Origin of the sequence: Megasphaera micronuciformis F0359, from assembly GCF_000165735.1 — a bacterium.
Taxonomy (GTDB): Bacteria; Bacillota; Negativicutes; order Veillonellales; family Megasphaeraceae; genus Megasphaera; species Megasphaera micronuciformis.
Window position 1 is genome coordinate 329,251 of sequence record NZ_GL538208.1, and the last position, 24,872, is coordinate 354,122.

A 24,872-nucleotide genomic window follows, 5' to 3' on the forward strand; every position below is an offset into this window, starting at 1 on the left:
GAAGTAAAACAAAGGGAACGACAAGGAGCAAGACTAAGCGGACGACAGGCAAAACGGGAACGGGCCGTAAAAAAAGCGGCACCATGTCGTGGATGAAGTATGAGTTATGGGGGCTGGTCCTGGTTGTTATCGGCGCTCTCGTAGCAGCCGGTACGGCCGGTGTCGATACGGGCAATATCGGTCTGTCATTGGATGATATTTTTGCATATGCTTTCGGTACGGGGCGGATGCTTGTAGCCTTGATGCTCGTAGCGGCCGGATTGCAGTACATAGTGAAAAGAAAGGCCCTGCCTTTTACGCGAAACTGGCTCATGGGAGCTGCCGTTTTCGAGTTATTGCTCAGCCTGTGGCATGTTATCTTTACCAATCCCGGTGAAGAATTCGTTCCTTTGGCACTGCGTGCCGGCGGCGGACTTTTCGGAGCCGTACCGACAGCTTTTTTGCGCAGTTGGTTCGGCGGTTTCGGAGCCGTTTTGGCCCTCATCGTCGTCCTCATCGGTACGGTTATGATTTGGAAGAAAGTTTCTCTTTCCAAACCCGTCGCTTTTGCTCAGGAGATGACGGCTGAAGGAGTATCGCATGTTTCCGAAAAAGCGGTAGCCGGTATTCAAACAGCATCTCATTCCGTGCAGGAATCGTGGCAACGTCACAAGGAACGGAAAATTTTTGACGTTGAACGGGAAAAAGACGCTTTAGGTGATGGTGTCGCAGGGGCGGCATCAGTCGTGACTGACGAAGGGTCGGCTGAAGATAACGGGGCGGGCATAGAAACGCCGTCCGTAAGTCCTTCGTCATACGTCGGGTCGGAACGTACGGACCAAGTCGGTGCCGAAGATAATGACTCCTTCGAGGATGAATACGGAACACCTTGTGATGAAGAGGAGTCGCAAGGAGACGTACCCGTGCCGGACGATGAAGACGTACCCGCACCTGAAGAAGAGGAAGTCATGCCCAAGGCACCCGGCAACGGCATCGTAGAGCATAAAATTGTTACGACGGACGCACCCGGTGCGTATACTTCCGTGCCTTCTCGAGATCCGTCATTGCCGCCCGTAGCGGATATAAAACCTATGGAGTCGGAACTGACGGCCGGGACGGTTGAAGTGGGCGCCAAGGGACAGACGGCCGTACCGACGGCTGTAGGTGAAAAGACGTATCGCTTGCCGTCCGTGTCTATTTTGCACCGCGGCAATCCGCCTGAAGAAGGTCTTAGTGATGAAGTACGTCAAAATGCACAGATTTTGCAAGATACGTTGAAGAGTTTCAATATTGACGCCAAGATGTTGACGGCCAGCAGGGGTCCGGCCGTTACGCGTTACGAATTGGAACCGGCGGCGGGTGTAAAGGTAAGTAAAATCGTACATTTGGCCGATGATCTGGCCTTGAAGCTGGCAGCGACGGATATTCGTATAGAAGCGCCCATTCCCGGTAAGGCCGCCGTGGGCATTGAGGTTCCCAATAAAAAGGTTACGCCTGTGTGCCTGCGCGATGTCCTCGATACGGATGTTTTTCAAAACTCCGTAGGCGGCGTGCCCGTAGCCTTAGGTAAGGATATTGCCGGTACGCCTATTGTGGCCGACTTGACGAAGATGCCTCATATGCTCGTCGCCGGGTCTACCGGGTCGGGTAAGAGTGTGTGCATTAATACCCTTATTTCCAGTATTCTCTTTAAGCAACGGCCGGAAGACGTAAAGTTGATTCTCGTCGACCCGAAAGTTGTCGAATTGTCCAACTATAACGGGATTCCTCATTTGATGACACCGGTTGTTACGGATCCGAAAAAGGCTGCCAATGTTTTGCGTTGGGCCGTAAAGGAAATGGATGATCGATATAAGCGCTTTGCCTTGACGAAGACGCGCGATATTAAGCGATATAATGAACTCAATCCGGAAGAAGCCATGCCGTATGTAGTCATTATTATCGACGAATTGGCGGATCTCATGATGGCTGCCGCCGGTGACGTGGAAGATTCTATTTGCCGTTTGGCACAGAAGGCTCGTGCCTGCGGTATGCATCTGGTGTTAGCTACGCAGCGACCGTCCGTGGATGTCATTACCGGCCTTATTAAGGCCAATGTACCCAGTCGTATTGCCTTTGCCGTATCGAGTCAAATCGATTCGCGTACCATTTTGGATATGGCCGGAGCGGAAAAACTCATCGGTAAAGGAGATATGCTTTTTTATCCCATGGGCGCTTCCAAACCCGTGCGCGTACAGGGTGCCTTCGTATCGGACGGAGAAATCGACGAGTTGGTGGAATATATTAAAGAGCAACGCCGTCCTCAGTATAATGAAGCGGTTGAAGCGGCTCAGCAGGAGGCAGCTCACGACGGCGGTAAAGACGACTTCTTTGAAGACGAGCTTATGGACAAGGCCATTATGATGGTTATGGAAACTCAGCAAGCTTCCGTATCCTTGTTGCAGCGCCGTTTCCGCATAGGTTTTTCACGGGCGGCACGCATGATTGATACGATGGAAGCCATGCATATTGTCGGGCCGTCCAACGGCAGTAAGGCCAGAGATATATTGATGACGCCTGAAGAGGTGCAGGAAAAGTATTTTTCGCATTCATAGGCGCCGAGGAAATAACGGAGGATAAATAAGTTGTCTTCAATCGGTAATATATTGCGGACCGAGAGGGAAACTCAAGGTCGTACGTTGACGGAAGTATCCAAGGCCGTCTATATTAAAACGAAGTATTTATCCGCCCTGGAAGAGGAAAACTTCGCCGTCATTCCCGGAGAGGTATATGTCAAGGGCTTTATCCGTGCCTATGCCTCCTATTTGGGCATGGACGGGGAAGAACTCGTGGCTCAATACGACGGACCGAGTGAACCGGTTCTTTTGCAAAAAGCGGCTCCTACCGCCGTGGAAAGCGGAAAAGGACGGCGTAGGCGTCGTCGCAAGACTGTAAGTTGGCCGGAGATTACGATTATTGTAGGAGTAATTTTGTTTATTCTCCTCATAGTATGGTTGATTGTTTAGAGGTAGACGATGAGTACGGAATTTTTGGTAACAAGTCGTAAAGATATGGAAGAACGCGGCTGGGATCAGCTTGACTTCGTATATGTCAACGGGGATGCCTATGTGGATCACCCCGGCTTTGCAGCGGCTCTGATAGGACGCATGCTGGAAGCCCGCGGTTATCGTGTAGGCCTTATTTCTCAACCGGATTGGCACGATGTCGAGGCGTTTAAGGTTCTCGGCAAGCCGCGGCTGGGTATTCTGATTACGGCGGGAAACCTCGATTCTATGCTCAGTGAAAAAACGGCTGCCAAGAAAATTCGCAATACGGACAGTTATTCGCCGGGCGGGAAGGCCGGTCGGCGTCCCGAACGGGCGACGATTGTATACGCCAACCGCATGCGTGAAGCCTATAAAGACGTACCCATCATTATCGGAGGGATTGAAGCGAGTCTCAGACGCTTTGCTCATTACGATTATTGGTCCGATAAGGTGCGTCATTCCATGCTCTTAGACAGTAAGGCCGATATTCTGAGCTACGGTATGGGTGAACATTCGGTAGCTCAAATAGCAGACGCGCTGGCGGAAGGAAAAACGACGGCGGAAATGTACAATATTCGCGGCATTTGCTATGTGACCGGTAAGACGCCGAATATTAAGGATTCCGTTTTTTGCCCTTCTTATGAAGAGGTTAAAGCGGATAAGCATAAATTTGCCGAAGCTTTTAAAATTCAATATGAAGAGCAAGACCCTTTTTACGGAAAGACGATTATTCAACCGTCTGAAAATCGGTTTGTCGTGCAGACTCCGCCGGCAGAGCCATTGACTACGGCGGAAATGGATGCTGTTTACGAATTGCCGTTTACGCGTCGTTGGCATCCCGATTACGATGAAGACGGCGGCGTGCCGGCCCTGCAGGAGGTTCAGTTCAGTCTGACGAGCCAACGCGGCTGCTTCGGTCATTGCCATTTTTGTGCCATCGCCAGCCATCAGGGACGAATCATTCAACACCGAAGTCATGAATCCCTCATTCGCGAAGCGGAGCACATGACGACGCTGGAAGGTTTTAAAGGATATATTCATGACGTAGGCGGGCCGACGGCTAACTTCAGACACGTAGCCTGTCGCAAACAATTGACGGCCGGAGCTTGTCGCAATAAGCATTGTATCGGCAGTGAAACGTGTATGCGACTGGACCCGTCTCATGCCGATTATTTATCTTTGTTGCGTAAAATTCGCAAGGTTAAGAAGGTCAAAAAGGTATTTGTCCGTTCGGGTTTGCGTTATGATTATTTGTTGGAAGACCCGAATAATCGTGAGTTTATTAAAGAATTATGCGAGTTTCACGTAAGCGGTCAGCTAAAGGTGGCACCGGAGCATGCGGCTAAGCACGTGACGGATATGATGGGTAAGGCCGGTATCGACACGTTTTATAAGTTTAAAGACGTTTTTGACGATGTCAATCGGGAGTTGGGTAAAAAGCAATATCTCGTACCGTATTTCATGTCCAGTCATCCCGGTTGTACCTTACAAGATGCCGTTACGTTAGCCGAATTTTTACGAGATATGCATATGCAGCCCGAACAGGTACAGGATTTTATTCCTACACCGGGAAGCTTGTCGACGGCTATGTATTATACGGGAATGAATCCCTTGACAGGTGAGAAGGTTTACGTGGCACGGCGACAGGAAGAAAAGGCTATGCAACGGGCACTTATGCAGTATAAGAACCCGGCTAATTATGATACGGTTCACAAAGCGTTGTGCCTTGCCGGAAGAAGAGATCTCATCGGCTTCGGACCTAAATGTCTTATTGCACCGCGCCGCAAGGCGGAGGCGAAAGAAAGACGGGATTATAAGGGCGCTCGCAAGTCCCGCACCTCTCAAGGGCAGGACATACACAAAAGCGAAGGCAGACAGTCGGGAAGGATGAATTCCGTCAAGGGAACAAGGCGGCAAGGCGGCCGGTTCTCACAAAATCGGAAGACTGCAAGGAGATAATCAGATGAAGCGATATTTCACGTTCATAGGCATGATTGTGTTCATAGGACTGTTTTTGGCAGTAGGCGTATATATACAGCAAGAACAGCAACAGCAGTTGGCTACTCAGGAAATGTATGCTAAAGAGCGGCATCTTGTCGTATATTCGGATATGCCTACTGCCGTGAACAGAGATTTGGCCGAAGCCTTTTACAAGTCCAAGCATTTGCGGGTACAAATGGTGTCCATGTCGGAAGACGGCTTGCAACGGGCCTTGCAAAAGCCCGTGCAGGGACGCATGACGCCGGACGTGGTCATTGCATCGGAAGATACACTTCGCCAAGGTCAGATTCAGGGATGTTTTATTCCCTATTCATCGGAGGCGACGGAAACGGTACCTCTTTATTTGAAGGACGATGAAAATGCTTGGACCGGATTGTGGTACGACCCTTTATTGTTTGTAGTTAATCGTGATTATTATGCCATGGGCGGCAATAATATCAATACGTGGAGCGACTTATTGACAGATTCGACTATCAGTATCAGTTTTCCCGATTTGGCGGCTACGGATATTGGCGGCGACTTTCTTTGCGAGTTCGTAGAAGTACACGGCAGCGAGCGGTCGGCACTGTATTTTCGCAGCCTACAGGAACGCATCGGTACTTATTCTAAAACCATGGCTCCCGTCATGCATCGCGTCGCATCCGGAGAAGTTCAGGTCGGCATTATCGATGCTCTGACGGAACGGCAATATCGTTTTGACGGCGCTCCCGTATTCGATGTGTATCCTCAGGACGGGACATCGTACTGGTTGACGGGAACAGCTGTTACGCGTTGGTGCGAAGACGAGGAGTTGGCCGCCGTCTTTACGGATTGGCTTTTGTCCAACGAAGCTGTCGATATATTGAGCAAAAACCGCTTGTACTATAACTTTGCTTCTTCGACCTTGCCGCAACGTCAGGATTCGAAGGGAAAAGACCCCGTTTTGTTTATGACGACGAAGCATTACAATGACGAACAACGAAAAGAATTGCAAGATTGGTGGATCAGAACGGTCCGCTTCGGAAAGGATACGTAATGGAGAAGATTGCCTTTGTCAGCTTGGGCTGCTCGAAGAATTTAATAGATACGGAAGTCATGCTGGGGATTTTGAAGGATAAACATATGGGCATGACCGACGATCCGGCGCAGGCCGACATTATTATCGTCAATACATGTACGTTTATTGAAAAAGCTAAGCAAGAGTCTATTGACGCCATTATCGAGGCAGGCCGATATAAGACTGAAGGCAGGTGCAAGATTCTCATTGTCACAGGGTGTCTCAGTCAGCAGTATCAGGAAGAGTTGTTGAAAGAGTTGCCCGAAGTAGATGCCCTCTTGGGCACCGGTTCGTGGGACCGAATTTGGGAAGCCGTTACGGCGGGTAAGACGGGTAAACGGGCTTGCTTTATGGACGATGTAAGTCATTTGTACGACCAGAATACGAGTCGTGTTTTGACGACGCCCACGTACAGTGCCTATGTCAAAATCGGGGAAGGCTGTAATAACGGCTGTACCTTCTGTATCATTCCGCACGTACGCGGACCCTTGTACAGTCGAACTGTCGAATCCGTAACGGCGGAAGTGCGGCAACTCGCCGCCGGCGGGGTGAAGGAAATCAACCTTATTGCACAGGATACGACGAGTTACGGATTCGATTTGGCGGGAAAATCCCTCTTGCCCGACTTGTTGCGTGAATTAGTTAAGATAGAAGGGATTGAATGGATTCGTCTCTTCTATTTATACCCCCATTTCTTTACGGATGAATTGACGGAACTTATTGTTAAGGAAGAAAAAATCTGTCCTTACGTCGATTTACCGTTACAACACATTTCACAGAGCGTGTTGAAACGCATGAATCGACGGGACAGTCAGGCCGATATTTTAAAACTGATAGATAAGCTTACGGCTCACGGTCGCAAGCTGACATTGAGATCTACGTTTATTGTCGGATTTCCGGGAGAAACGGAAGAAGAGTTTCAGGAACTGTGCGACTTTGTGGAACGGACGAAGTTCGATGCCGTCGGTGTTTTCACCTATTCACAGGAAGAAGGGACTCCCGCAGCGGCTATGGCCGACCAGATTCCCGAAGAGGTGAAGGAAGAACGATATCATAGGCTTATGGCTATTCAAGCCAAGGTGTCGGAAGAACGAAATCGCGACCTGGAAGGCTCCATCCATCCTTTTATCGTTGAGGAATTGACGGACGAAAGCGGTCATTTGCAGGCTGTCGGTCGTCTGGATATTCAGGCTCCCGAAGTAGACGGCTTGACGTATGTAGAAGACGCAAAAGGACTAAAAGAAGGAGACATCATTCCCGTACGCGTTGTTCAAGGGTTTGCCTATGATGTCATTGCCGAACGCATTTAATATCGAGGTGTAAGCTGTGCTGGTTGAATTGGTAACGACCGGGTCGGAACTCTTGCTCGGTGAAATAAGCAATGTAGATGTTCAATATTTATCACAACAGCTTAATACGATGGGGTATTCCGTTATTTACCATACGACGGTAGGCGACAATCCTCAGCGTATGAAGCAGGTTCTGGAAACGGCTTTGGGTCGTGCCGATATGGTTATAACGACAGGCGGTCTCGGACCGACACAGGGCGATATGACGAAAATCATCGGTGCCGAAGTGATGGATGCGCCTCTTGAGTTTCGTGAAGACGTAATGGAAGGTGTCGTTGCGTGGATTAAACTTCGTCATCCTGAGCGGGATTTGACGGAAAACCAGCGCCGCCAAGCCATGATCCCAAAAGGTGCGGATGTCTTGACCAACGAGGCGGGGACGGCACCGGGAACGGCCTTGTACAAGAGCGGCAAGGTTCTCATTCACTTGCCGGGACCGCCGTCGGAAATGAAGTGGGTTTTTGATCATAGCGTCAAGCCGTGGCTATATGAACGTTTCGGGTCACAAGGCTACATTTACTCGTCGTATATGAGAATTTACGATATGGGTGAAGCACGCATTGAAGAAACGATTATGGATCTTGTCAAGAACCAGTCGGAGCCGACTTTGGCCATGTATGCCCGCATCGGTTATGTGGAAATACGTATTACGGCTAAGGGAGAGACAAAAGAAGCCGCTCAAAACCTTGTCGAACCGATGAAAGAAAAGTTGGCTGAACGGTTGGGAGATGTTATTATTACGTACGATGACGAACCGATTGCGGCGGCTTTGGGACGAACGGCCCGTAAAAAAGGGTTGACCGTCAGTGCCGCAGAATCCTGTACGGGCGGTCTGGTCGGTTCGTACATTACGGATATTGCCGGGAGTTCCGCTTATTTTCTGGGTTCCGCAGGAACGTATCAGGATGAAATCAAGGCGAAGTTGTTGGGTGTTCCTGAAAAAACACTGCAAACCTATACGGCTGTCAGTGAAGAAACGGCGGCGGCCATGGCTGAAGGAAGTCGCGCTTTATACGGCAGTGATGTAGCTGTCAGTACGACGGGTATCGCCGGTCCCGACGGCGGTACGGATGAACAGCCGGTGGGGCTTGTCTATTTCGGCGTAGCCGGGCCGAAGGGGACGGTCGTTTATAAGAGCGTCTTTCCGGGCGATCGCAAAGAAGTAAAAGAAAGAGCCGCTACGAAGGCGGTTTACCATTTGTTGCAATATATGAGGGAACGGTTGTAAGGAGGTTCTACATGGAAGCGAAACAAGCGGCATTGGAAAATGCCATGAAAAAAATTGAAAAAGATTTCGGTAAGGGTGCGATTATGCGCCTTGGCGATTTGGCTGAAAAAATGAATCTGGAGGTCATTTCGTCCGGGTCTTTGGCTGTTGACCTGGCAGTCGGCGTCGGCGGGTATCCGCGCGGTCGTGTTATCGAAATTTACGGTCCCGAATCGTCGGGTAAAACCACCTTGGCTTTGCATGCCATTGCTTCGGCACAAAAGGCCGGCGGTATTGCCGCTTTTATCGATGCGGAACATGCGTTGGACCCCGTGTATGCCCGTCATTTGGGTGTCGATACGGCGGATCTTCTCATTTCTCAGCCCGATAACGGAGAACAGGCGCTGGAAATTACGGAAGAACTCGTGCGCAGCGGTGCTATCGATATCATTGTCGTCGATTCTGTAGCAGCCCTCGTACCGAAGGCGGAAATCGAGGGCGAAATGGGCGATTCTCATGTAGGGCTGCAGGCTCGTCTTATGAGTCAGGCTTTGCGTAAGTTGACGGGTATCATTTCCAAGTCTAAGGCCATCGTTATATTCATTAACCAGTTACGCGAAAAAGTAGGTATCATGTTCGGCAATCCGGAAACGACGACGGGCGGCCGTGCATTGAAATTTTACGCTTCCGTACGCATGGAAATCCGCAAGGGAGAAGCTATTAAGTCCGGTACGGATGTAATTGGTAACCGAGCTCGCATTAAAGTGGTTAAAAACAAGGTGGCTCCGCCTTTCCGCAATTGTGAAGTCGATATTATGTACGGCACGGGGATATCTAAAGAAGGGACTCTCCTTGACCTGGGTTCGTCCATGGAAATTTTGGAAAAGAGCGGCACGTGGTATTCCTATAAGGGAGAACGTCTCGGGCAGGGTAAGGAAAATGTTAAGAATTACTTAAAAGAACATGCCGATGTGGCTGCTGAAATCGAACAGATCATTCGCGATACCCTCGTAGCCGAACCGGAAAAGTTTGATGAAGTGTTGACCGACGTGCCTCATGCTTCGGATGACGAATAAGAACTATGGAGTATAAGGAAGCCTACGGAGCGGCCCTACGGTTCTTAAACGTACGTTTTTTGAGTGAAGAAGAGTTACGTCGCAAGTTAAGACGCCGCGAAGTGACGGATGACATCATTGATGAAGTGACGGAAAAGCTTAAAAGTGAACGGTTTCTTGATGATCATCGCTTGGCTGAAAGCGTATACCGCTATTATGCTCAAAAAGCACAATACGGGCATGCTTATATTTGTAATAAATTGCGTCTGCGATTTTTACCCGTTCCCGAAGAGACTAAAGCCTACGATGAGGTGCCTGTGGCCTTGGCTTTAGTTGCCAAAAAATTTAAAAACCGTTGTGACAATGAGCAGAAAATTATTCGTTATCTGCAAAACCGAGGGTTTTCGGGAAAGGCTGTACGAGCGGCGTTAGAGGACTTTGTCAGCTTGACAGACGACTGAAAAAAATTTACAATAATTATAACCGGTATATGTATGCTGGAAATAATATGTAATCATGGTTTTTTGAAAAATGATGAATTGAGAAAAGACTCATACTAAAAAAGCCGGACGCAAGTTCGGCTTTTTTTAATGAAAAGGAGGTGAACCAGAGTATGACGGAAATTATTGTGGCAGCTGTAATTTGCGGTGTGGCCGGTCTCGGGGCCGGTTATTTCTATCGTCTGAAAATCGCTGAAGGTAAATTGGGCAGTGCTGAAACGGAAGCGGCTCGAATTATCAGTGCAGCGAAAAAAGACGCGGAAGCGCAGCGCAAAGAAACGATTCTTGAAGGCAAAGAAGAAGCGCAACGCTTACGCAGTGAAGCGGAACGTGATTATAAAGAACGACACAGTGAACTGCAGCACCAAATGCGTCGCCTCAATCAGAAGGAAGAGCATTTGGACAAGAAGTTCGATACGATGGAAAAGAAGGAAGAAGCTCTTCTTCGTAAAGAAGGAGAAATTACGAAGGTTCGTGAAAAGATTGACCGGTTACATGAACAGCAACTGGCAGAGTTGGAACGAATTTCCGAACTTTCTTACGACGATGCGAAAGAGTTGCTTTTGGCCAACGTAAAGACGGAAATCAAGCATGAAACGGCTCAGCTTATTAAGTCTCTTGAAGACGAAGCCAAAGAAGAAGCGGAACAGAAGTCGTTGGAAATTATTTCCTTGGCTATTCAAAGATGTGCAGCCGATCACGTGGCGGAAACGACGGTGTCCGTCGTATCCTTGCCTAATGATGAAATGAAGGGGCGTATTATCGGTCGTGAAGGCCGTAATATCCGAGCCATCGAAACACTGACGGGCGTTGATTTGATTATCGACGATACGCCGGAAGCTGTTATTTTGTCCTGTTTCGACCCCATTCGTCGGGAAGTAGCCCGACTTGCTTTGGAAAAACTGATTGTCGACGGGCGTATTCATCCGGCACGAATTGAAGAAATGGTTGAAAAAGCTCGTAAAGAAGTGAGTCAGAAGATTCGTGAAGCCGGGGAACAGGCTACGTATGAAGCGGGTGTTCACGGCCTTCATCCGGAAGTTATCAAAACCCTCGGGCGTTTGCGGTATCGTACGAGTTACGGTCAAAACGTATTGCGTCACTCCATTGAAGTGGCTCAGTTGGCCGGCATTATGGCGGCCGAATTGGGTGTCGATGTCAACTTGGCGCGTCGCGGCGGCTTGATTCATGATATCGGTAAGGCCTTGGATCATGATTTGGAGGGTACGCACGTATCTATCGGTGTCGACGTAGCGAAGAAATACGGCGAATCGAAGGCGGTTATCAATTGTATCGCTTCTCATCACGGCGATGAAGAAGCCACATCTGTTGAAGCGGTTTTGGTAGCGGCAGCCGATGCCGTGTCGGCGGCTCGACCGGGAGCACGTCGAGAAACCTTGGAAAACTACTTGAAGCGATTGTCCAAGTTGGAAGAAATCGCCAAATCCTTCGAAGGCGTTGAAGAGTGTTTCGCTATTCAGGCAGGACGTGAAATTCGCGTAATGGTTAAGCCTGAAAAGCTGAACGAAGACGATTGTGTTATTCTCTGCCATGACGTGGCGAAACGAATCGAAGCGGAATTGGAATATCCCGGACAGATTAAGGTCGTCATTATCAGAGAAACGCGCATGGTCGATTATGCAAAATAGAAAGTTACAGCCCTTTGTACCATACGGTGCGAAGGGCTGTTTTGTGTCCGTATACCTATGGCGTAAAGTTCATCGGGTATGATATAATGCCATAACACGTGCTGTGGTTGAAAGTCGATGCCAGTCGCAGGCGAAGCGATCCACGTAAGGGCTCGAAGCGGGTCCGATCATAGTGCGGCCTAGAAGTAAGACCTGCCGCGAAAAGCGAGAGAACCGGTAGTGGGGGACAAAAGTCTATGAGCGAAAGTTCCAGCAGGCGAGTGTGGGGGTAAAAACCAGGTCAGGCGTGTTGGACTTCGTTTGAAGTCTATTGAAAAGCCATCTTTGGATGGCTTTTTCAATATGCAGTGATAATATCGGTTATAATACAGCGTTTTCACGGAAGAAAAAAGGAAGGTATAATGAAAGCTTTAGTAGTCATCGATATTCAAAATATGTTGATCCGTATGAAGCCCTATGAAAGCACTCGCTTTTTGCAGCGAGTCGGCATTTTGATTGAACAGGCTCGGAAAAAGGGTATTGAAGTCATTTATGTTCGTCATAAAAGCGACAGTTTGGTTCCGGGAACAAAAGATTGGCAGATTCATGAAGCTGTAGCTCCTAAGGAAGGCGAAAAGATTATTGAAAAGACTTATCCGTCGTCATTTAAGGATACGGATTTTGATACCTATTTGAAAGACAAGGGGATAGACAATCTGATCCTTGTGGGCATGCAAGTTGAATATTGTGTGGACACGACTATTCGCGTAGCCTTTGAAAAGAATTATAAGATTACGGTACCTCAAGGGGGGACGACGACCTTTGATACGAAGAATATGCCGGCGGCGAATATCCGGATTCATCATGAAAAAATCTGGGACCGTGTTTTCGGACGGGTATTGCCTTTAGAAGAGGTCTTGTCTTTTATGGATGAAAAATAATTAGCTGAAAAGTGATATATCTAAAAAGTAACGGACAGACTCCGTTGCTTTTTTATTTATCTGCAAATAGGATAGGTAAGCCGTTTTGTTTGACGAACTATGAGGGCTATAGTAAAATATAGAATGTATGTACATTATTTTCAGGAAGGTGCGACGTATAGATGACCGCTTCGGAACAAAGGGTATATGATGATTTGGCAAATAGCCCTTTTGATCAGCTCATGGGTTTCGACATATCAGAGATAAGTCAGGACGGGCTTACTCTGGTCTTTCACAATGTGGGAACAGCATGGGATAATCCGAACGGGACCTTGTACGGCGGCGTTTTTTACGGCATGGCCGCATCCGTAACGGAGAAGATGTGTCTGTTGCACGGGTTAAAGCCTCGCCTTCTCGATTTGGCTGTAAACCATATTCGGCCGGGTAAGGCCGATACGGATATTGTTGTCAAAACCTTTTTCATTCATGAAGGTCGGACGACGGCCGTAGCGGTTTGCGAGTTTTTCGATAATGAAAAACGGCGATTGGCCTATGCCAAGGCTACGTTTACTGTCAAAGCGGACGGAGGCGAACGATAATGAACGAACGCTTTACGCCTGAAGAAAAGAAGGAATTGCAAGAAACGTTGGCACGGATTTATAAAAGTACGCCTTATTTTCAAACGTTGCCGTGTCGCGTTATAGACTTCGACAGGGGAGAAGTAAGAATTGATTTTCCCGTAGAAGAACGGTTTTGCACGGCCGACGGTACGGCATCAGCCGGACTGATGACGGCCTTTTGCGATACACTCATGGGATTTTCCAGCCGAACTTGCGGCTACCGCATAACAACGCTGGAAATTAACATGAATTACGTACGACATGCTCGTGTAGGTGAATTGTTACACGGTATGGGTACGGTTGTGAATATAGGGGAAGATACGCTGTTGACGGAAGCGGTTATTCACGATGATGAAGGCCGACTTGTAGTTAAGAGCCGAGCTTCTTTTTATATTCTTGAAAAACCTGAAAAACAGTAGTCATTGACGGAAGGTTGGGTAACGACATGGATTTTGCTTACAACGACGAACAACTGGATATTATCAAAGTCGTACGTGATTTGGTAGAAAAAGAAATCAAACCGTATGCTTTGGAAATGGACGAAACGGAAAAGCTTCATGAAGGTTTGTTGGAAAAATTGGCAGCACAGGGCCTTTTGGGCGTAGCTATTCCCGAAGAATTCGGCGGTGCCGGCTTGGATGCCGTTACCATTGCCGCTATTTATGAAGAACTCGGTAAAGGGTGCGCCGGCGTAGCTACGACGGTTGCAGCCAATGCTTTGGCCTCGTACCCCGTTATCATTGCCGGGAACGATGATCAGAAAAAGCGTTATTTCGATATTATTAATGACGACCACTTGGCGGCTTTTGCTTTGACCGAGCCGGGAACGGGTTCCGATGCGGGCTCCGTATCGACCCAGGCTACGAAAACGGAAGATGGCAAGGGCTATATCTTAAACGGCACGAAGTGCTTCATTACTAACGGCGCTTTGGCCGAAGTTTTCGTCGTCTTCGCCAATACGCGTAAGGGCGGCGGTGTTCGCGGCTTGACAGCCTTTATAGTCAAGAAGGGCACACCGGGCTTTTCGGTAGGCAAGGCCGAAAATAAGATGGGTATTCGTGCGTCCAACACGACGGAACTTATTTTCCAGGATTGCTTCGTACCCATGGAAGATCGCCTCGGCCGTGAAGGTCAGGGCTTCCGTATTGCCATGAATACGCTTGATGCGGCTCGTCCCTTTGTAGGTGCCGTATCGGTCGGTATTGCCGAAGCGGCTTTCCGCGCTTGCACGGAATATGCTAAGGTACGTGTACAATTCGACAAGCCTATCGCTTCTTTCCAAATGGTCCAGGCTATGATTGCCGATATGGCGATGAAGGTTGAAGGTGCTCGCCTTTTAGTTCAACGCGCTTGCTGGATGAAGGATCAGGGCATGGATTTCAGCCGTGAAGCGGCTATTGCCAAGTGCAATGCTTCGGATGTAGCCATGCAGGTTACGACGGATGCCGTACAGGTTATGGGCGGCTACGGATATATTAAAGAATATCCCGTAGAAAAGTATATGCGTGACGCTAAAATTATGCAGATCTACGAAGGCACAAACCAGATCCAAAGATTGGTTATTGCAAATAAGACGCTCTATTGATACAATAAATGCATTAACACATAAGTAGCTATGACGAAGACAGCATATAACAATAAGACGTGTACAGGAAACGACATCACCGATTGAGAGTGTCGTGCGTCCGGTTTTATGATTCCCTTCGGAGCTTCCGGTTGAAATTGTAGTAGGCCGGGCGGGTCTTCCCGTTATAGGAGAGCAAAGTCATAATTAGGGTGGTACCGCGAGACCTTCGCCCCTTTGGGGTGAAGGTCCGTTTTTTATTATGCAGGAGGTATACGATGATTACAGACAGAATCGAAGAGATTAAGGCGGCCGTCAACGAACAGTTGAAAAAAAGCAGTGCCTTACAGGATGTACAGGATATTCGTGTCAAGTATTTAGGTAAAAAGGGCGAACTTACGTCTCTTATGAAGAGCTTGAAAGATTTGTCGGCAGAAGAACGTCCGAAAGTCGGCCAGGCTGTCAATTCGGCACGCGAAGTAATTGAAGGTTACTTGAATACCAAGACGGAAGAATTGAAAGCCGCCGTATTGGCAGCTAAAATCGAGTCGGAACGCATTGATATCACTTTGCCGGGCAGACAACCGATTACAGGTCATGAACATCCTCTCCATAAAATTCGCCGTGAAATGGAACAGGCCTTCCTGCACATGGGCTTTTCTATTGTGGAAGGTCCCGAAATTGAAGACGATTACTATAACTTCCAATGTCTCAATTTCCCTGATGACCATCCGGCACGGGATATGCAAGACTCCATGTACATAACAGATAAAATCCTCCTGCGTACTCATACATCGCCCATGCAGGCACGTACTTTACAGGCTCACGAACCGAACGAACCGGTTAAGGTTATCGTCCCCGGTAAGGTATATCGTTGGGACTATGATGCTACTCACTCGCCCGTATTCCATCAAATGGAAGGGCTTATTGTAGATGAACATATTCGTTTCTCCGACTTGAAAGGCATGTTGGAAGACTTTTTGCGTGAAATATTCGGACCGCAGACGAAGGTGCGTTTCCGTGCCAGCTTCTTCCCCTTTACAGAACCCAGTGCGGAAGTGGATATTTCCTGTGTTATGTGCGGCGGTGAAGGATGCCGCGTATGCTCTCACACGGGGTGGCTTGAAATCCTCGGTTGCGGGATGGTTCACCCGAACGTATTGCGCCTGAACGGTTACGATCCCGACAAAGTCAACGGCTTTGCTTTCGGGATGGGTGTAGAACGTATTGCCATGTTAAAGTACGGAATCGACGACTTGCGCCTGTTCTACGAAAACGATATGCGTTTCTTGAATCAGTTTTAGGAGGTACGGAAGATGAAAAGTTCATTCGAATGGATGCAAGATTATGTAACTATAGATAAAAGCCGCACACCTCAAGAATTTGCCGATGTTTTGACCATTGCCGGCATTCCTGTAGAACAGGTGGAATATTGGGGCGAAGATATACAAAATGTCATTACAGGTAAGATTACAAAAATCGTGCCGCATCCCAATGCGGATAAGCTCGTTATTTGCACTCTTAATATGGGAGATAAGGAACTGACCATCGTTACGGGCGCTACGAATGTACGGGAAGGACAAATCGTGCCTGTTGCCGTACACGGAGCTCATTTACCCGGCGGTGTGAAAATTAAAAAGTCGAAGCTCCGCGGTGAAACGTCGGAAGGTATGCTTTGTTCGGCTCATGAATTGGGATTGGACGACAGTCTTCTCTTACCGGAAGAACGGTCGGGGATCTGGATTTTACCGGAAGATACACCTGTGGGCGTTGATGCCGTAGCTCAGACGGGGTTGCGTGATGTCGTATATGAATACGAATTGACACCGAACCGGGCCGATTGCTTCAGCATGGTGGGCTTAAGCCGTGAATTTGCCGTGTTGTCCCGACAGGAAGCCAAGTTGCCGCAAGTAGAAGTACAAGAAGGCAGTGAAAAGATTGACGGGAAATTGAAGGTAACCATTGACGATTCGGAACTGTGTGCTCGCTATGCGGCCCGCATGTTTTATAACGTCAAGGTGGGCAAGTCGCCGTTTTGGATGCAGCAACGGTTGCGTAAAGCCGGCGTTCGTCCTATTAACAATGTCGTCGACGTAACGAATTATGTCATGATTGAATTCGGCATTCCCTTACATGCATACGATTACGATAAGTTGGCCGGACATGAACTCATTGCCAGAAGAGCAAAGAAGGGCGAAAAGATTACGACCTTGGATCAGGTTGAACGGCAACTGACGGAAAATATGCTGGTCATTGCCGACGCTGAAAAGGCAAGCTGTGTTGCCGGTGTTATGGGCGGCTTTGATTCGGAAGTAACGGAAGAAACGACAACGGTTGTCTTGGAATGTGCATCTTTTAAGGGTTCTTCCATTCGTAAGACCGGCCGTGCTTTAGGGCTTCGTTCCGAAGCGTCGGCTCGTTTTGAACGAGGCCTCGATTCGGAAGGGTGTGTACACTCCCTTAACCGGGCGGCTCAGTTGTTGCAACAAATGGGGGCTTGCGAAGTAGCGGCCGGCGTTATTGATGAATATGTACGTCCTCAGGAAGTTCGCCGCATCGACTTTACAGCACAGCGAGTCAATGACTTCCTCGGTACGGATATTTCGGAAGAAAATATGATTTCCATCTTGGCAACCTTGGGCTTTACGACGGAAAAACACGACAAGGTATTGACGGCTGTTGTACCGACATGGCGTATCGACTGCACGGAAATGCCCGATATTGCAGAAGAAGTAGCTCGTATTTACGGATATGAGAACATTCAATCCACCCGTCCTCTCAGTAATATTTCGGAAGGCCAGGAAGGATTTGAACATGCCGTTCGGGAACATATTTCGTCCGTCTTGAGTCGCAGCGGTTTGAATGAAACGGTAACGTTCAGCTTTATGAGTGCCGATTCGCTGAAAAAACTCCTCTTTAAAGAAGACGATGCTCATTATCAGGCCGTGCCTATATTGAATCCCATTACGGAAGAATTCCCTCTTATGAGAACAACCTTGCTTCCGTCTTTGATGGACGTACTTGTACGCAATCAGGCGGTAAAAAATGACCGCGTGGCTATTTATGAAATTGCATCTACGTATCGTCCCAAGAGTCTTCCCGTTACGGAATTGGTTGATGAAAACAGAGAAATTACGGGCCTTTTATACGGGAATCGAACACAGGCAAGCTGGCCGTATAAAGCGGAAGGATTTGATTTCTACGACGTAAAAGGTTTGATGGAAGCCGTTCTGACAAGCTTGGGCATTCATGCACAGTTGCGGGCCTCCGATTATGCCCCCTTACACCCCGGTAAGGCGGCTGAATATGTTGTAGGCGACACGGTTCTTTGCCGTTTCGGCGAACTTCATCCGCAGTGCGTCGACAACTACGATGTTGCGGGCCCCGTATATGTCTTTGAAATGTACTTGAAGGACCTCTTGCCTTTAATCAACCTCATTCCCGATTATCACAAGGTAGGCAAGTTCCCGGCTCTTACCCGTGACTTGGCCGTACTCGTTCCGGTCAGTGCCAAGCATGCCGACTTGCTGAATATTATTCGAGAAAAAGGCGGTCAGTATTTAGAAGGCGTACATCTCTTCGACGTATATTCAGGAGAACAGGTTCCTCGCGGTTTTGTAAGCCTTGCTTTCGCCTTGACCTTCCGTTCTGCTGAAGGGACCTTGTCCGATGCGGATATTCAACAACCCGTTACGGACATTCTTGAAGAATTACAAGAAAAAGCCGGGGCAAAACTTCGTTAGCCTTATTTTGCATAATAACAACAAGGCTCTGCCTTTACAGGCAGAGCCTTGTAGTGTATAATAAGCCATGTCGTACGGGCACCGGGTGTATCGATCACTCCGACGAACACGCAGTGCTTGGTGAATTTTATATTACAGGAGGAATTACAATGTTAAGCGTAGAAGAAAAACAAGCTATTGTTGCCAAATTCGGCACAAACGAAAAAGACACGGGGTCTCCGGAAGTACAGATCGCGCTCCTTACGAGCCGTATCCTTTATTTGACGGACCACCTTCGCAGTCATAAAAAGGACCATGCGTCCCGTCGCGGTTTGTTGAAACTTGTCGGCCAGCGCCGTAACTTACTTGCATACTTGCAAAAACATGACTTGGAACGTTACCGTGCTATTCTCGAAAAACTCAACCTGCGTAAATAATTGCACGAACTGAGGCTGATGTATAGACACATCAGCCTCTTTTTTGGATAGTAGATATAAGGAGGAAAGGGAATGGAAGAAAAAATATTCCAAATGGATTTTGCCGGTCGACCTCTTACCGTGGAAGTCGGTAAATTGGCAAAACAGTCTAGCGGTGCCGCTTTGGTACGTTACGGCGATACGGCCGTTTTCGTTTCGGCAACAGGATCGAAAGAAGCACGTGAAGATGCGGATTTCTTCCCCTTAACTGTAGACTATGAAGAAAAAATGTATGCTGTTGGCAAGATTCCCGGCGGCTTTATAAAAAGAGAAGGCAAACCGCCTGAATCGGCGACCTTGTTTGCTCGCCTTATTGACCGCCCTATTCGGCCCTTGTTCCCGAAAACGTATCGTCACGACGTACATGTTGTAGCCTATGACTTTGCAGTCGACCATGATAACGCTCCGGAAATTGCGGCTATGATCGGTGCATCCGTCGCCTTATGCATGTCTCACATTCCCTTTGCGGGTCCGATTGCAGGCGTTCGTGTCGGTCGTATAGACGGCAACTTTATTATTAACCCCACAGTGGAACAGAGTGAAAAGAGCGACATGGATATTGTCGTAGCTGGCACAAAAGACGCTATTCTCATGGTTGAAGGCGGCGCTAAAGAAGTACCGGAAAGCGATATTCTCGATGCTATCATGTTTGCTCATGAAGAAATTCGCAAGGTCGTTGAATTCCAGCTGTCTTTCCTCGATGAAATCAGCGTACCGAAGCAGGAATTTGTTGAAAAAGAACTGCCTGCAGATATTGTGGAAGCTATTCATACCTATGGCGAAGCCAAGATGAAGGAAGCTATTTTCGATGCCGATAAGATGGCTCGTGAAGAAAAGATGAATGCCGTTGAAGCGGATATTTACGAACACTTTGCCGACATTTATCCGGATAATCAGGCCGATGTGGCAACGATTACACAGAAGATGATTAAAGAAATCGTTCGTCACATGATTGCTGTCGACAAGATTCGTCCCGACGGCCGTAAGGTTAACGAAGTTCGCCCCGTATCATGTGAAGTAGGACTCTTCAAGCGTACTCACGGCACGGGTCTGTTTACGCGCGGACAAACACAGATTCTGAGTTTTGCTACCTTGGCACCCTTGTCGGAAGCTCAGCATATCGACGGTGTCGGTACGGAAACGGAACGCCGTTACATGCACCATTACAACTTCCCGTCCTTTAGCGTCGGTGAAACTCGTTCTTCCCGCGGTCCGGGTCGTCGTGAAATAGGTCACGGTAAGTTGGCCGAACGGGCTCTTACTCAGGTGATGCCGTCGGAAGAAGAGTTCCCGTACGCTATTCGCGTCGTGTCGGAAGTTCTCGAATCCAACGGTTCCAGCTCTATGGGCAGCGTTTGCGGCAGTACGTTGGCGCTTATGGATGCGGGCGTTCCCATTAAGGCTCCCGTTTCGGGCGTAGCTATGGGGCTTGTAACGAAGGATGACGACTTCACGATTTTGACGGATATTCAAGGCATGGAAGATGCTTTGGGTGATATGGACTTCAAGGTAGCCGGCACGACAAAGGGCGTTACGGCTATTCAAATGGATATTAAAATCAAAGGCCTCAGTCGTGAAATCCTTGATACGGCTTTGAAACAGGCTCATGAAGGACGCCTTCATATTATGGATAAGATGTTGGCGGTCCTCGACGCACCGCGTAAGGAATTATCTCCCTATGCACCGCGTATTATTACCATGCAGGTACATCCCGACAAGATTCGTGATATCATCGGGCCGGGCGGCAAGATGATTAAACAGATTACGGAAGAAACGGGTGCCAAAATCGACATTGACGATACGGGACTCGTATACATCGCTTCCGTAGACGGAGAAGGCGGGGCTAAGGCCAAGGAATGGATTGAAAATCTGACGAAGGACGTAGAAGTCGGCGAAACGTATGTCGGCAAGGTTACGCGCCTTATGGCCTTCGGTGCCTTTGTAGAAGTTCTGCCCGGTAAAGAAGGCTTGGTTCATATTTCCCAGCTTGCGACGGAACGGGTGGAAAAGGTAGAAGACGTTGTCAACGTAGGCGATGAAATTGTCGTTAAATGCGTGGAAATCGACAGTCAGGGACGCATTAACCTGTCCCGTAAGGTCGTATTGACGGGCGAAGACGGCGACTTCAAGAGTCGTGATCGCGGCGACAGAGGCAATCGCGGTCACAGAGACGGTCATCGGAGATAATGATGAGACAGCGCGGATTTGAAATCGTTTCGGCTTATGCTGGACAAGGTATCCACATACCGTCCCGGAAGACGGCTAAAAGTGCGGGCTATGATTTGGAAGCGGCAGAAACGAAGGTCTTGGCACCTCATGCCGTAACCGTCGTTCCTACGGGTCTTAAGGCCTATATGGGCGATGACGAATATCTGTCCGTCTTTATTCGCTCATCCTTGGCCTTTAAAAAAGGACTCATGCTTGCTAACAGCACGGGCATTGTGGATAGCGATTACTATAATAACCCCGACAATGAAGGGCATATTATGATTGCCTACTACAACACGGGTGATACGCCCTATACGGTTGAAAAGGGTGATCGTATAGGTCAGGGGATTTTTATGAAATACTTAACGGTCGATGAAGACGCCGCATCGGGAATGCGGACGGGCGGCATCGGCAGTACAGGTAAATAAGTTAGCGGAAAGAGGCACTCTACTGTATAATAACAGTGTAGTGCCTTTTTTGTATTGTAAAGGGGGAGACACATGAGTATCAGTACGGAAAAAATGATAGACAGTCAAGATATTTTTAAAGGACATGTATTGCATCTGACTTTGGATACAGTACGTATTAACGATACAGATCAGACTTCGACGCGAGAAGTGGTACGTCACAAAGGGGCTTGTGCCATTTTGCCGATTACGCCGGAGGGAAAGATCATTCTCGTGCGCCAGTATCGGTATGCACCGGATGAGGTACTCTTGGAAATTCCGGCGGGGAAAATAGACAGTAAGGAAGAAAATCCTTTGCATTGTGCAGCTCGTGAGCTGGAAGAAGAAGCGGGCGTTACGGGTGAGCTTATTCCTTTGGGACATGTGTATACGTCACCGGGTTTTTCGGATGAATGTCTCTACTTATATGCGGCACGGAATCTGAAAAAAGGGACTCAGCATTTGGATGAAGATGAATTTATGAATATTGAATATTACACGCCTGAAGAAGTGGAAAAGATGATTGACAATAATGAAATCGTCGACTCGAAGACCATTGCCTGCTTCTTCAAGGCTCGTAAGTACATGCTCGGAAAATAAGCGGGCAGGGGGACATTATGAAACGTTTTAAAAGAATAATTGTCATCGTAACGGACAGTGTCGGTGCCGGCGGAGCTCCCGATGCCGAACGCTTCGGTGATGAAGGAGCCGATACGTTAAAGCATATTGATGAAGCCGTGCCGGGTGGTCTTAAGATACCGAATCTGCGCCGCCTCGGTTGGGAAAAGGCGACACACATTCATCCTGAAGGCGTGAAAATCATCGGTTCGTACGGACGTATGAGAGAAATCTCCAACGGCAAGGATACGACGAGCGGCCACTGGGAATTTATGGGAAATCCCGTGGAAAATCCTTTCCCCGTCTTTTACGACGCCTTCCCGCAAGACTTACTGGATGCGTTTACGAAACAAACGGGCCATGGATGGCTCGGTAACGAAGTGGCGTCGGGAACGGAAATTATTGCTCGCCTCGGTCCTGAACATATACAGACGAAAAAGCCCATTGTCTATACATCGGCAGACAGTGTCTTTCAGATTGCGGCTCATACGGATGTCATTCCCCTGGAAGAACTCTACCGTATTTGCGAAGTGACACGTAAGGAAGTATGCGTAGGGCCGTACGAAGTGGGGCGTGTTATTGCCCGTCCCTTTGTGGGAGAACCGGGGAATTTCGTGCGTACGGGAGATCGTCAAGATTACAGTCGTCTGCCGGAGCGGAAAATGGTCTTTTCCTATTTAAAAGAAAATGGATATAAAGTCATCGGCGTCGGTAAAATCGGTGATATTTATGCTCATATCGACCTTACGGAAAGTTATCATACGGCAAATAATCGGGAAGATATGGATTTTCTTATTCGCGAATTGAAAAGGCATCGAGACAAGGAAGGCTTGCTTATGGCCAACTTTGTCGACTTCGACAGTATGTACGGTCATCGGCGCAATGCTCAAGGATATGCACAGTGCCTGGAAGACTTCGATGCCATGTTAGGAGAACTCTTACCCTTGTTGCAAGATGACGAACTCTTGATGATTACGTCCGATCACGGCAACGATCCGACTATGTCGGGTACGGACCATACGCGAGAAGAGGTTCCTCTCGTTGCGTACAGTCCGGGCCTTACGGAAAGTACGGATTTGGGAACGCGCAAGACCTTTGCCGACTTGGGTCAAACGATTATGGATAACTTTGATGCGGGCAAGTTGCCTTTCGGCACTTCTTTTTTGAATGACTTGAAATAGTAACCGGAGGAGGGACGGACTATGTGGCCTGTCGACTTTATAGAAGAAAAACGGGACGGCAAGGAGCAGAGTACGTCTCGAATTAAAAAATTTATAGAAGACTATACGCAAGGCCGAGTTGTAGATTATCAGGCGGCGGCGTGGCTTATGGCTGTGTACCTGAAGGGTATGAATGAAAGAGAAACAGCGGCTCTTACGGAGGCTATGCGCAATTCGGGAGATGTCGTTGATTTGTCGGCCATTGAAGGCGTTACGGTAGATAAGCACAGTACGGGCGGCATTGCCGATACGACAACCCTCATCGTGGCACCTCTTGTTGCGGCGGCAGGTGTGAAGGTAGCGAAAATGAGCGGCCGCGGGCTTGGATTTACGGGCGGTACCTTGGATAAACTTGAATCCGTACCGGGATTTCGCATTACCTTATCAAAGGAAGAATTCTTCAATCAAGTCAATCGTATCGGCTTGGCCGTCATCGGACAGTCGGGAGAATTGGCACCGGCCGATAAGCTTTTGTATGCCTTGCGAGATGCAACGGGGACGGTAGAAAGTATACCGCTTATTGCAAGCTCCGTTATGAGTAAGAAGCTTGCCGGCGGAGCGGATGCTATTGTCCTGGATGTAAAATACGGTAGCGGAGCTTTTATGAAAACGAAGGAACGGGCCTTTGAATTGGCACGAGCCATGGTGGATATCGGCGTGGCGTCAGGAAAACCTACGACGGCTGTCCTGACATCTATGAATGCGCCGTTAGGCATGAGTATCGGCAACAGCTTGGAAATTGATGAAGCCGTCGACGTTCTTTCAGGCAGAGGCGGTAAAAGGCTGAAAGAAGTGGTTCTTACTGTCGGTGCCTATATGCTGAAGTCGGCGGGACTCGTTGCTACAGCCGAAGAAGGTCGGACGATTTTACAAGAACACATCAACGACGGGTCGGGCCTTCAAAAATTTAAGGAGTTTTTAGAAGCACAAGGGGGAGATACGTCCTTTATAGGCGTGCGTCCTCTGACAAAAAGAGTAAATGCAAGAGACATACGAGCTGAAAAGAACGGCTTTATCGTGCATGTAGACGGCAGAGCCTTGGGTGAGATCGCCATGGAAACGGGTGCCGGTAGGGCTCACAAGGATGATGTTATCAACTTGTATACAGGCCTCGCCTTGCATAAAGAAGTATATGATAAGGTGGAAGCAGGCGACCTCTTATGTACCCTATACGGGGGTGAGGGGGCTGATACGTCTGCATATGAAGAACGGGTACGTGTGGCCTTTCAGATAGAAGAAACAGAGCCTACTGAAAAAGAATCGGTTGTTGCCGATATAATAGATGGGTAAACGGGAG

At 48.5% G+C, this 24,872-nt stretch carries 21 protein-coding genes; all 21 read left to right on the forward strand.

Annotated features, from left to right (window positions below; all coding sequences use genetic code 11):
- Positions 1–92: 92 nt before the first annotated feature.
- The 21 genes from HMPREF9429_RS05290 (at position 93) to HMPREF9429_RS05390 (ending at position 24,865) form a co-directional block, all read left to right on the forward strand.
- Positions 93–2,573, forward strand: a complete 2,481-nt coding sequence (locus tag HMPREF9429_RS05290; protein WP_006942229.1) for an FtsK/SpoIIIE family DNA translocase — start codon at positions 93–95, stop codon at positions 2,571–2,573.
- 30 nt (positions 2,574–2,603) lie between these two features.
- Positions 2,604–2,984: a helix-turn-helix domain-containing protein gene (locus HMPREF9429_RS05295; protein WP_040773908.1), complete on the forward strand. Its 381-nt coding sequence runs from the start codon at positions 2,604–2,606 to the stop codon at positions 2,982–2,984.
- Positions 2,985–2,993: 9 nt separating this feature from the next.
- Positions 2,994–4,964: a YgiQ family radical SAM protein gene (locus HMPREF9429_RS05300; protein ID WP_006942231.1), complete on the forward strand. Its 1,971-nt coding sequence runs from the start codon at positions 2,994–2,996 to the stop codon at positions 4,962–4,964.
- Between the two features lie 4 nt (positions 4,965–4,968).
- Complete coding sequence (locus HMPREF9429_RS05305; RefSeq protein WP_006942232.1) at positions 4,969–6,021, forward strand: ABC transporter substrate-binding protein; 1,053 nt, start codon at positions 4,969–4,971, stop codon at positions 6,019–6,021.
- Complete coding sequence (gene rimO, locus HMPREF9429_RS05310; protein WP_006942233.1) at positions 6,021–7,352, forward strand: 30S ribosomal protein S12 methylthiotransferase RimO; 1,332 nt, start codon at positions 6,021–6,023, stop codon at positions 7,350–7,352. The genes HMPREF9429_RS05305 and rimO overlap by 1 nt, the downstream gene beginning before the upstream one ends.
- Before the next feature lie 16 nt (positions 7,353–7,368).
- Entirely contained in the window at positions 7,369–8,619 is a 1,251-nt protein-coding gene (locus HMPREF9429_RS05315) for a competence/damage-inducible protein A (protein WP_006942234.1), read from the forward strand.
- 11 nt (positions 8,620–8,630) lie between these two features.
- Positions 8,631–9,674, forward strand: a complete 1,044-nt coding sequence (recA, locus tag HMPREF9429_RS05320; RefSeq protein WP_006942235.1) for a recombinase RecA — start codon at positions 8,631–8,633, stop codon at positions 9,672–9,674.
- 5 nt (positions 9,675–9,679) lie between these two features.
- A complete protein-coding gene (locus tag HMPREF9429_RS05325; RefSeq protein WP_006942236.1) occupies positions 9,680–10,114 on the forward strand; it encodes a regulatory protein RecX in 435 nt (144 codons plus the stop codon).
- A 152-nt stretch (positions 10,115–10,266) separates the two neighbouring features.
- On the forward strand, positions 10,267–11,802 hold the full coding sequence (gene rny, locus HMPREF9429_RS05330; RefSeq protein WP_006942237.1) for a ribonuclease Y: 1,536 nt from the start codon (positions 10,267–10,269) through the stop codon (positions 11,800–11,802).
- A 401-nt stretch (positions 11,803–12,203) separates the two neighbouring features.
- Complete coding sequence (locus HMPREF9429_RS05335; protein WP_040773911.1) at positions 12,204–12,722, forward strand: cysteine hydrolase family protein; 519 nt, start codon at positions 12,204–12,206, stop codon at positions 12,720–12,722.
- A gap of 161 nt (positions 12,723–12,883) precedes the next feature.
- The gene (locus HMPREF9429_RS05340; protein WP_006942239.1) at positions 12,884–13,300 is read left to right on the forward strand and encodes a PaaI family thioesterase; all 417 of its coding nucleotides are present in this window, start codon (positions 12,884–12,886) and stop codon (positions 13,298–13,300) included.
- Positions 13,300–13,740: a PaaI family thioesterase gene (locus tag HMPREF9429_RS05345; RefSeq protein WP_006942240.1), complete on the forward strand. Its 441-nt coding sequence runs from the start codon at positions 13,300–13,302 to the stop codon at positions 13,738–13,740. Before HMPREF9429_RS05340 ends, HMPREF9429_RS05345 begins: the two co-directional genes overlap by 1 nt.
- A 26-nt stretch (positions 13,741–13,766) precedes the next feature.
- Complete coding sequence (locus tag HMPREF9429_RS05350) at positions 13,767–14,906, forward strand: acyl-CoA dehydrogenase family protein (RefSeq protein WP_006942241.1); 1,140 nt, start codon at positions 13,767–13,769, stop codon at positions 14,904–14,906.
- Positions 14,907–15,163: 257 nt separating this feature from the next.
- Entirely contained in the window at positions 15,164–16,189 is a 1,026-nt protein-coding gene (gene pheS / locus HMPREF9429_RS05355) for a phenylalanine--tRNA ligase subunit alpha (protein WP_006942242.1), read from the forward strand.
- A 12-nt stretch (positions 16,190–16,201) separates the two neighbouring features.
- Positions 16,202–18,628, forward strand: coding sequence for a phenylalanine--tRNA ligase subunit beta (gene pheT, locus HMPREF9429_RS05360; protein ID WP_006942243.1), 2,427 nt, complete (start codon positions 16,202–16,204; stop codon positions 18,626–18,628).
- A gap of 149 nt (positions 18,629–18,777) precedes the next feature.
- A complete protein-coding gene (rpsO, locus tag HMPREF9429_RS05365) occupies positions 18,778–19,044 on the forward strand; it encodes a 30S ribosomal protein S15 (RefSeq protein WP_006942244.1) in 267 nt (88 codons plus the stop codon).
- 72 nt (positions 19,045–19,116) lie between these two features.
- Entirely contained in the window at positions 19,117–21,270 is a 2,154-nt protein-coding gene (locus HMPREF9429_RS05370; protein WP_006942245.1) for a polyribonucleotide nucleotidyltransferase, read from the forward strand.
- A 2-nt stretch (positions 21,271–21,272) separates the two neighbouring features.
- Positions 21,273–21,719, forward strand: a complete 447-nt coding sequence (dut, locus tag HMPREF9429_RS05375) for a dUTP diphosphatase (RefSeq protein ID WP_083801176.1) — start codon at positions 21,273–21,275, stop codon at positions 21,717–21,719.
- Positions 21,720–21,791: 72 nt separating this feature from the next.
- Positions 21,792–22,337 carry an NUDIX hydrolase gene (locus HMPREF9429_RS05380; RefSeq protein WP_006942247.1) on the forward strand — a complete coding sequence of 182 codons (546 nt, stop codon included), beginning with the start codon at positions 21,792–21,794 and terminating at the stop codon, positions 22,335–22,337.
- Positions 22,338–22,354: 17 nt separating this feature from the next.
- Positions 22,355–23,536, forward strand: a complete 1,182-nt coding sequence (locus tag HMPREF9429_RS05385; protein WP_006942248.1) for a phosphopentomutase — start codon at positions 22,355–22,357, stop codon at positions 23,534–23,536.
- A gap of 21 nt (positions 23,537–23,557) precedes the next feature.
- Positions 23,558–24,865, forward strand: coding sequence for a thymidine phosphorylase (locus HMPREF9429_RS05390; protein WP_006942250.1), 1,308 nt, complete (start codon positions 23,558–23,560; stop codon positions 24,863–24,865).
- Positions 24,866–24,872 lie beyond the last annotated feature (7 nt).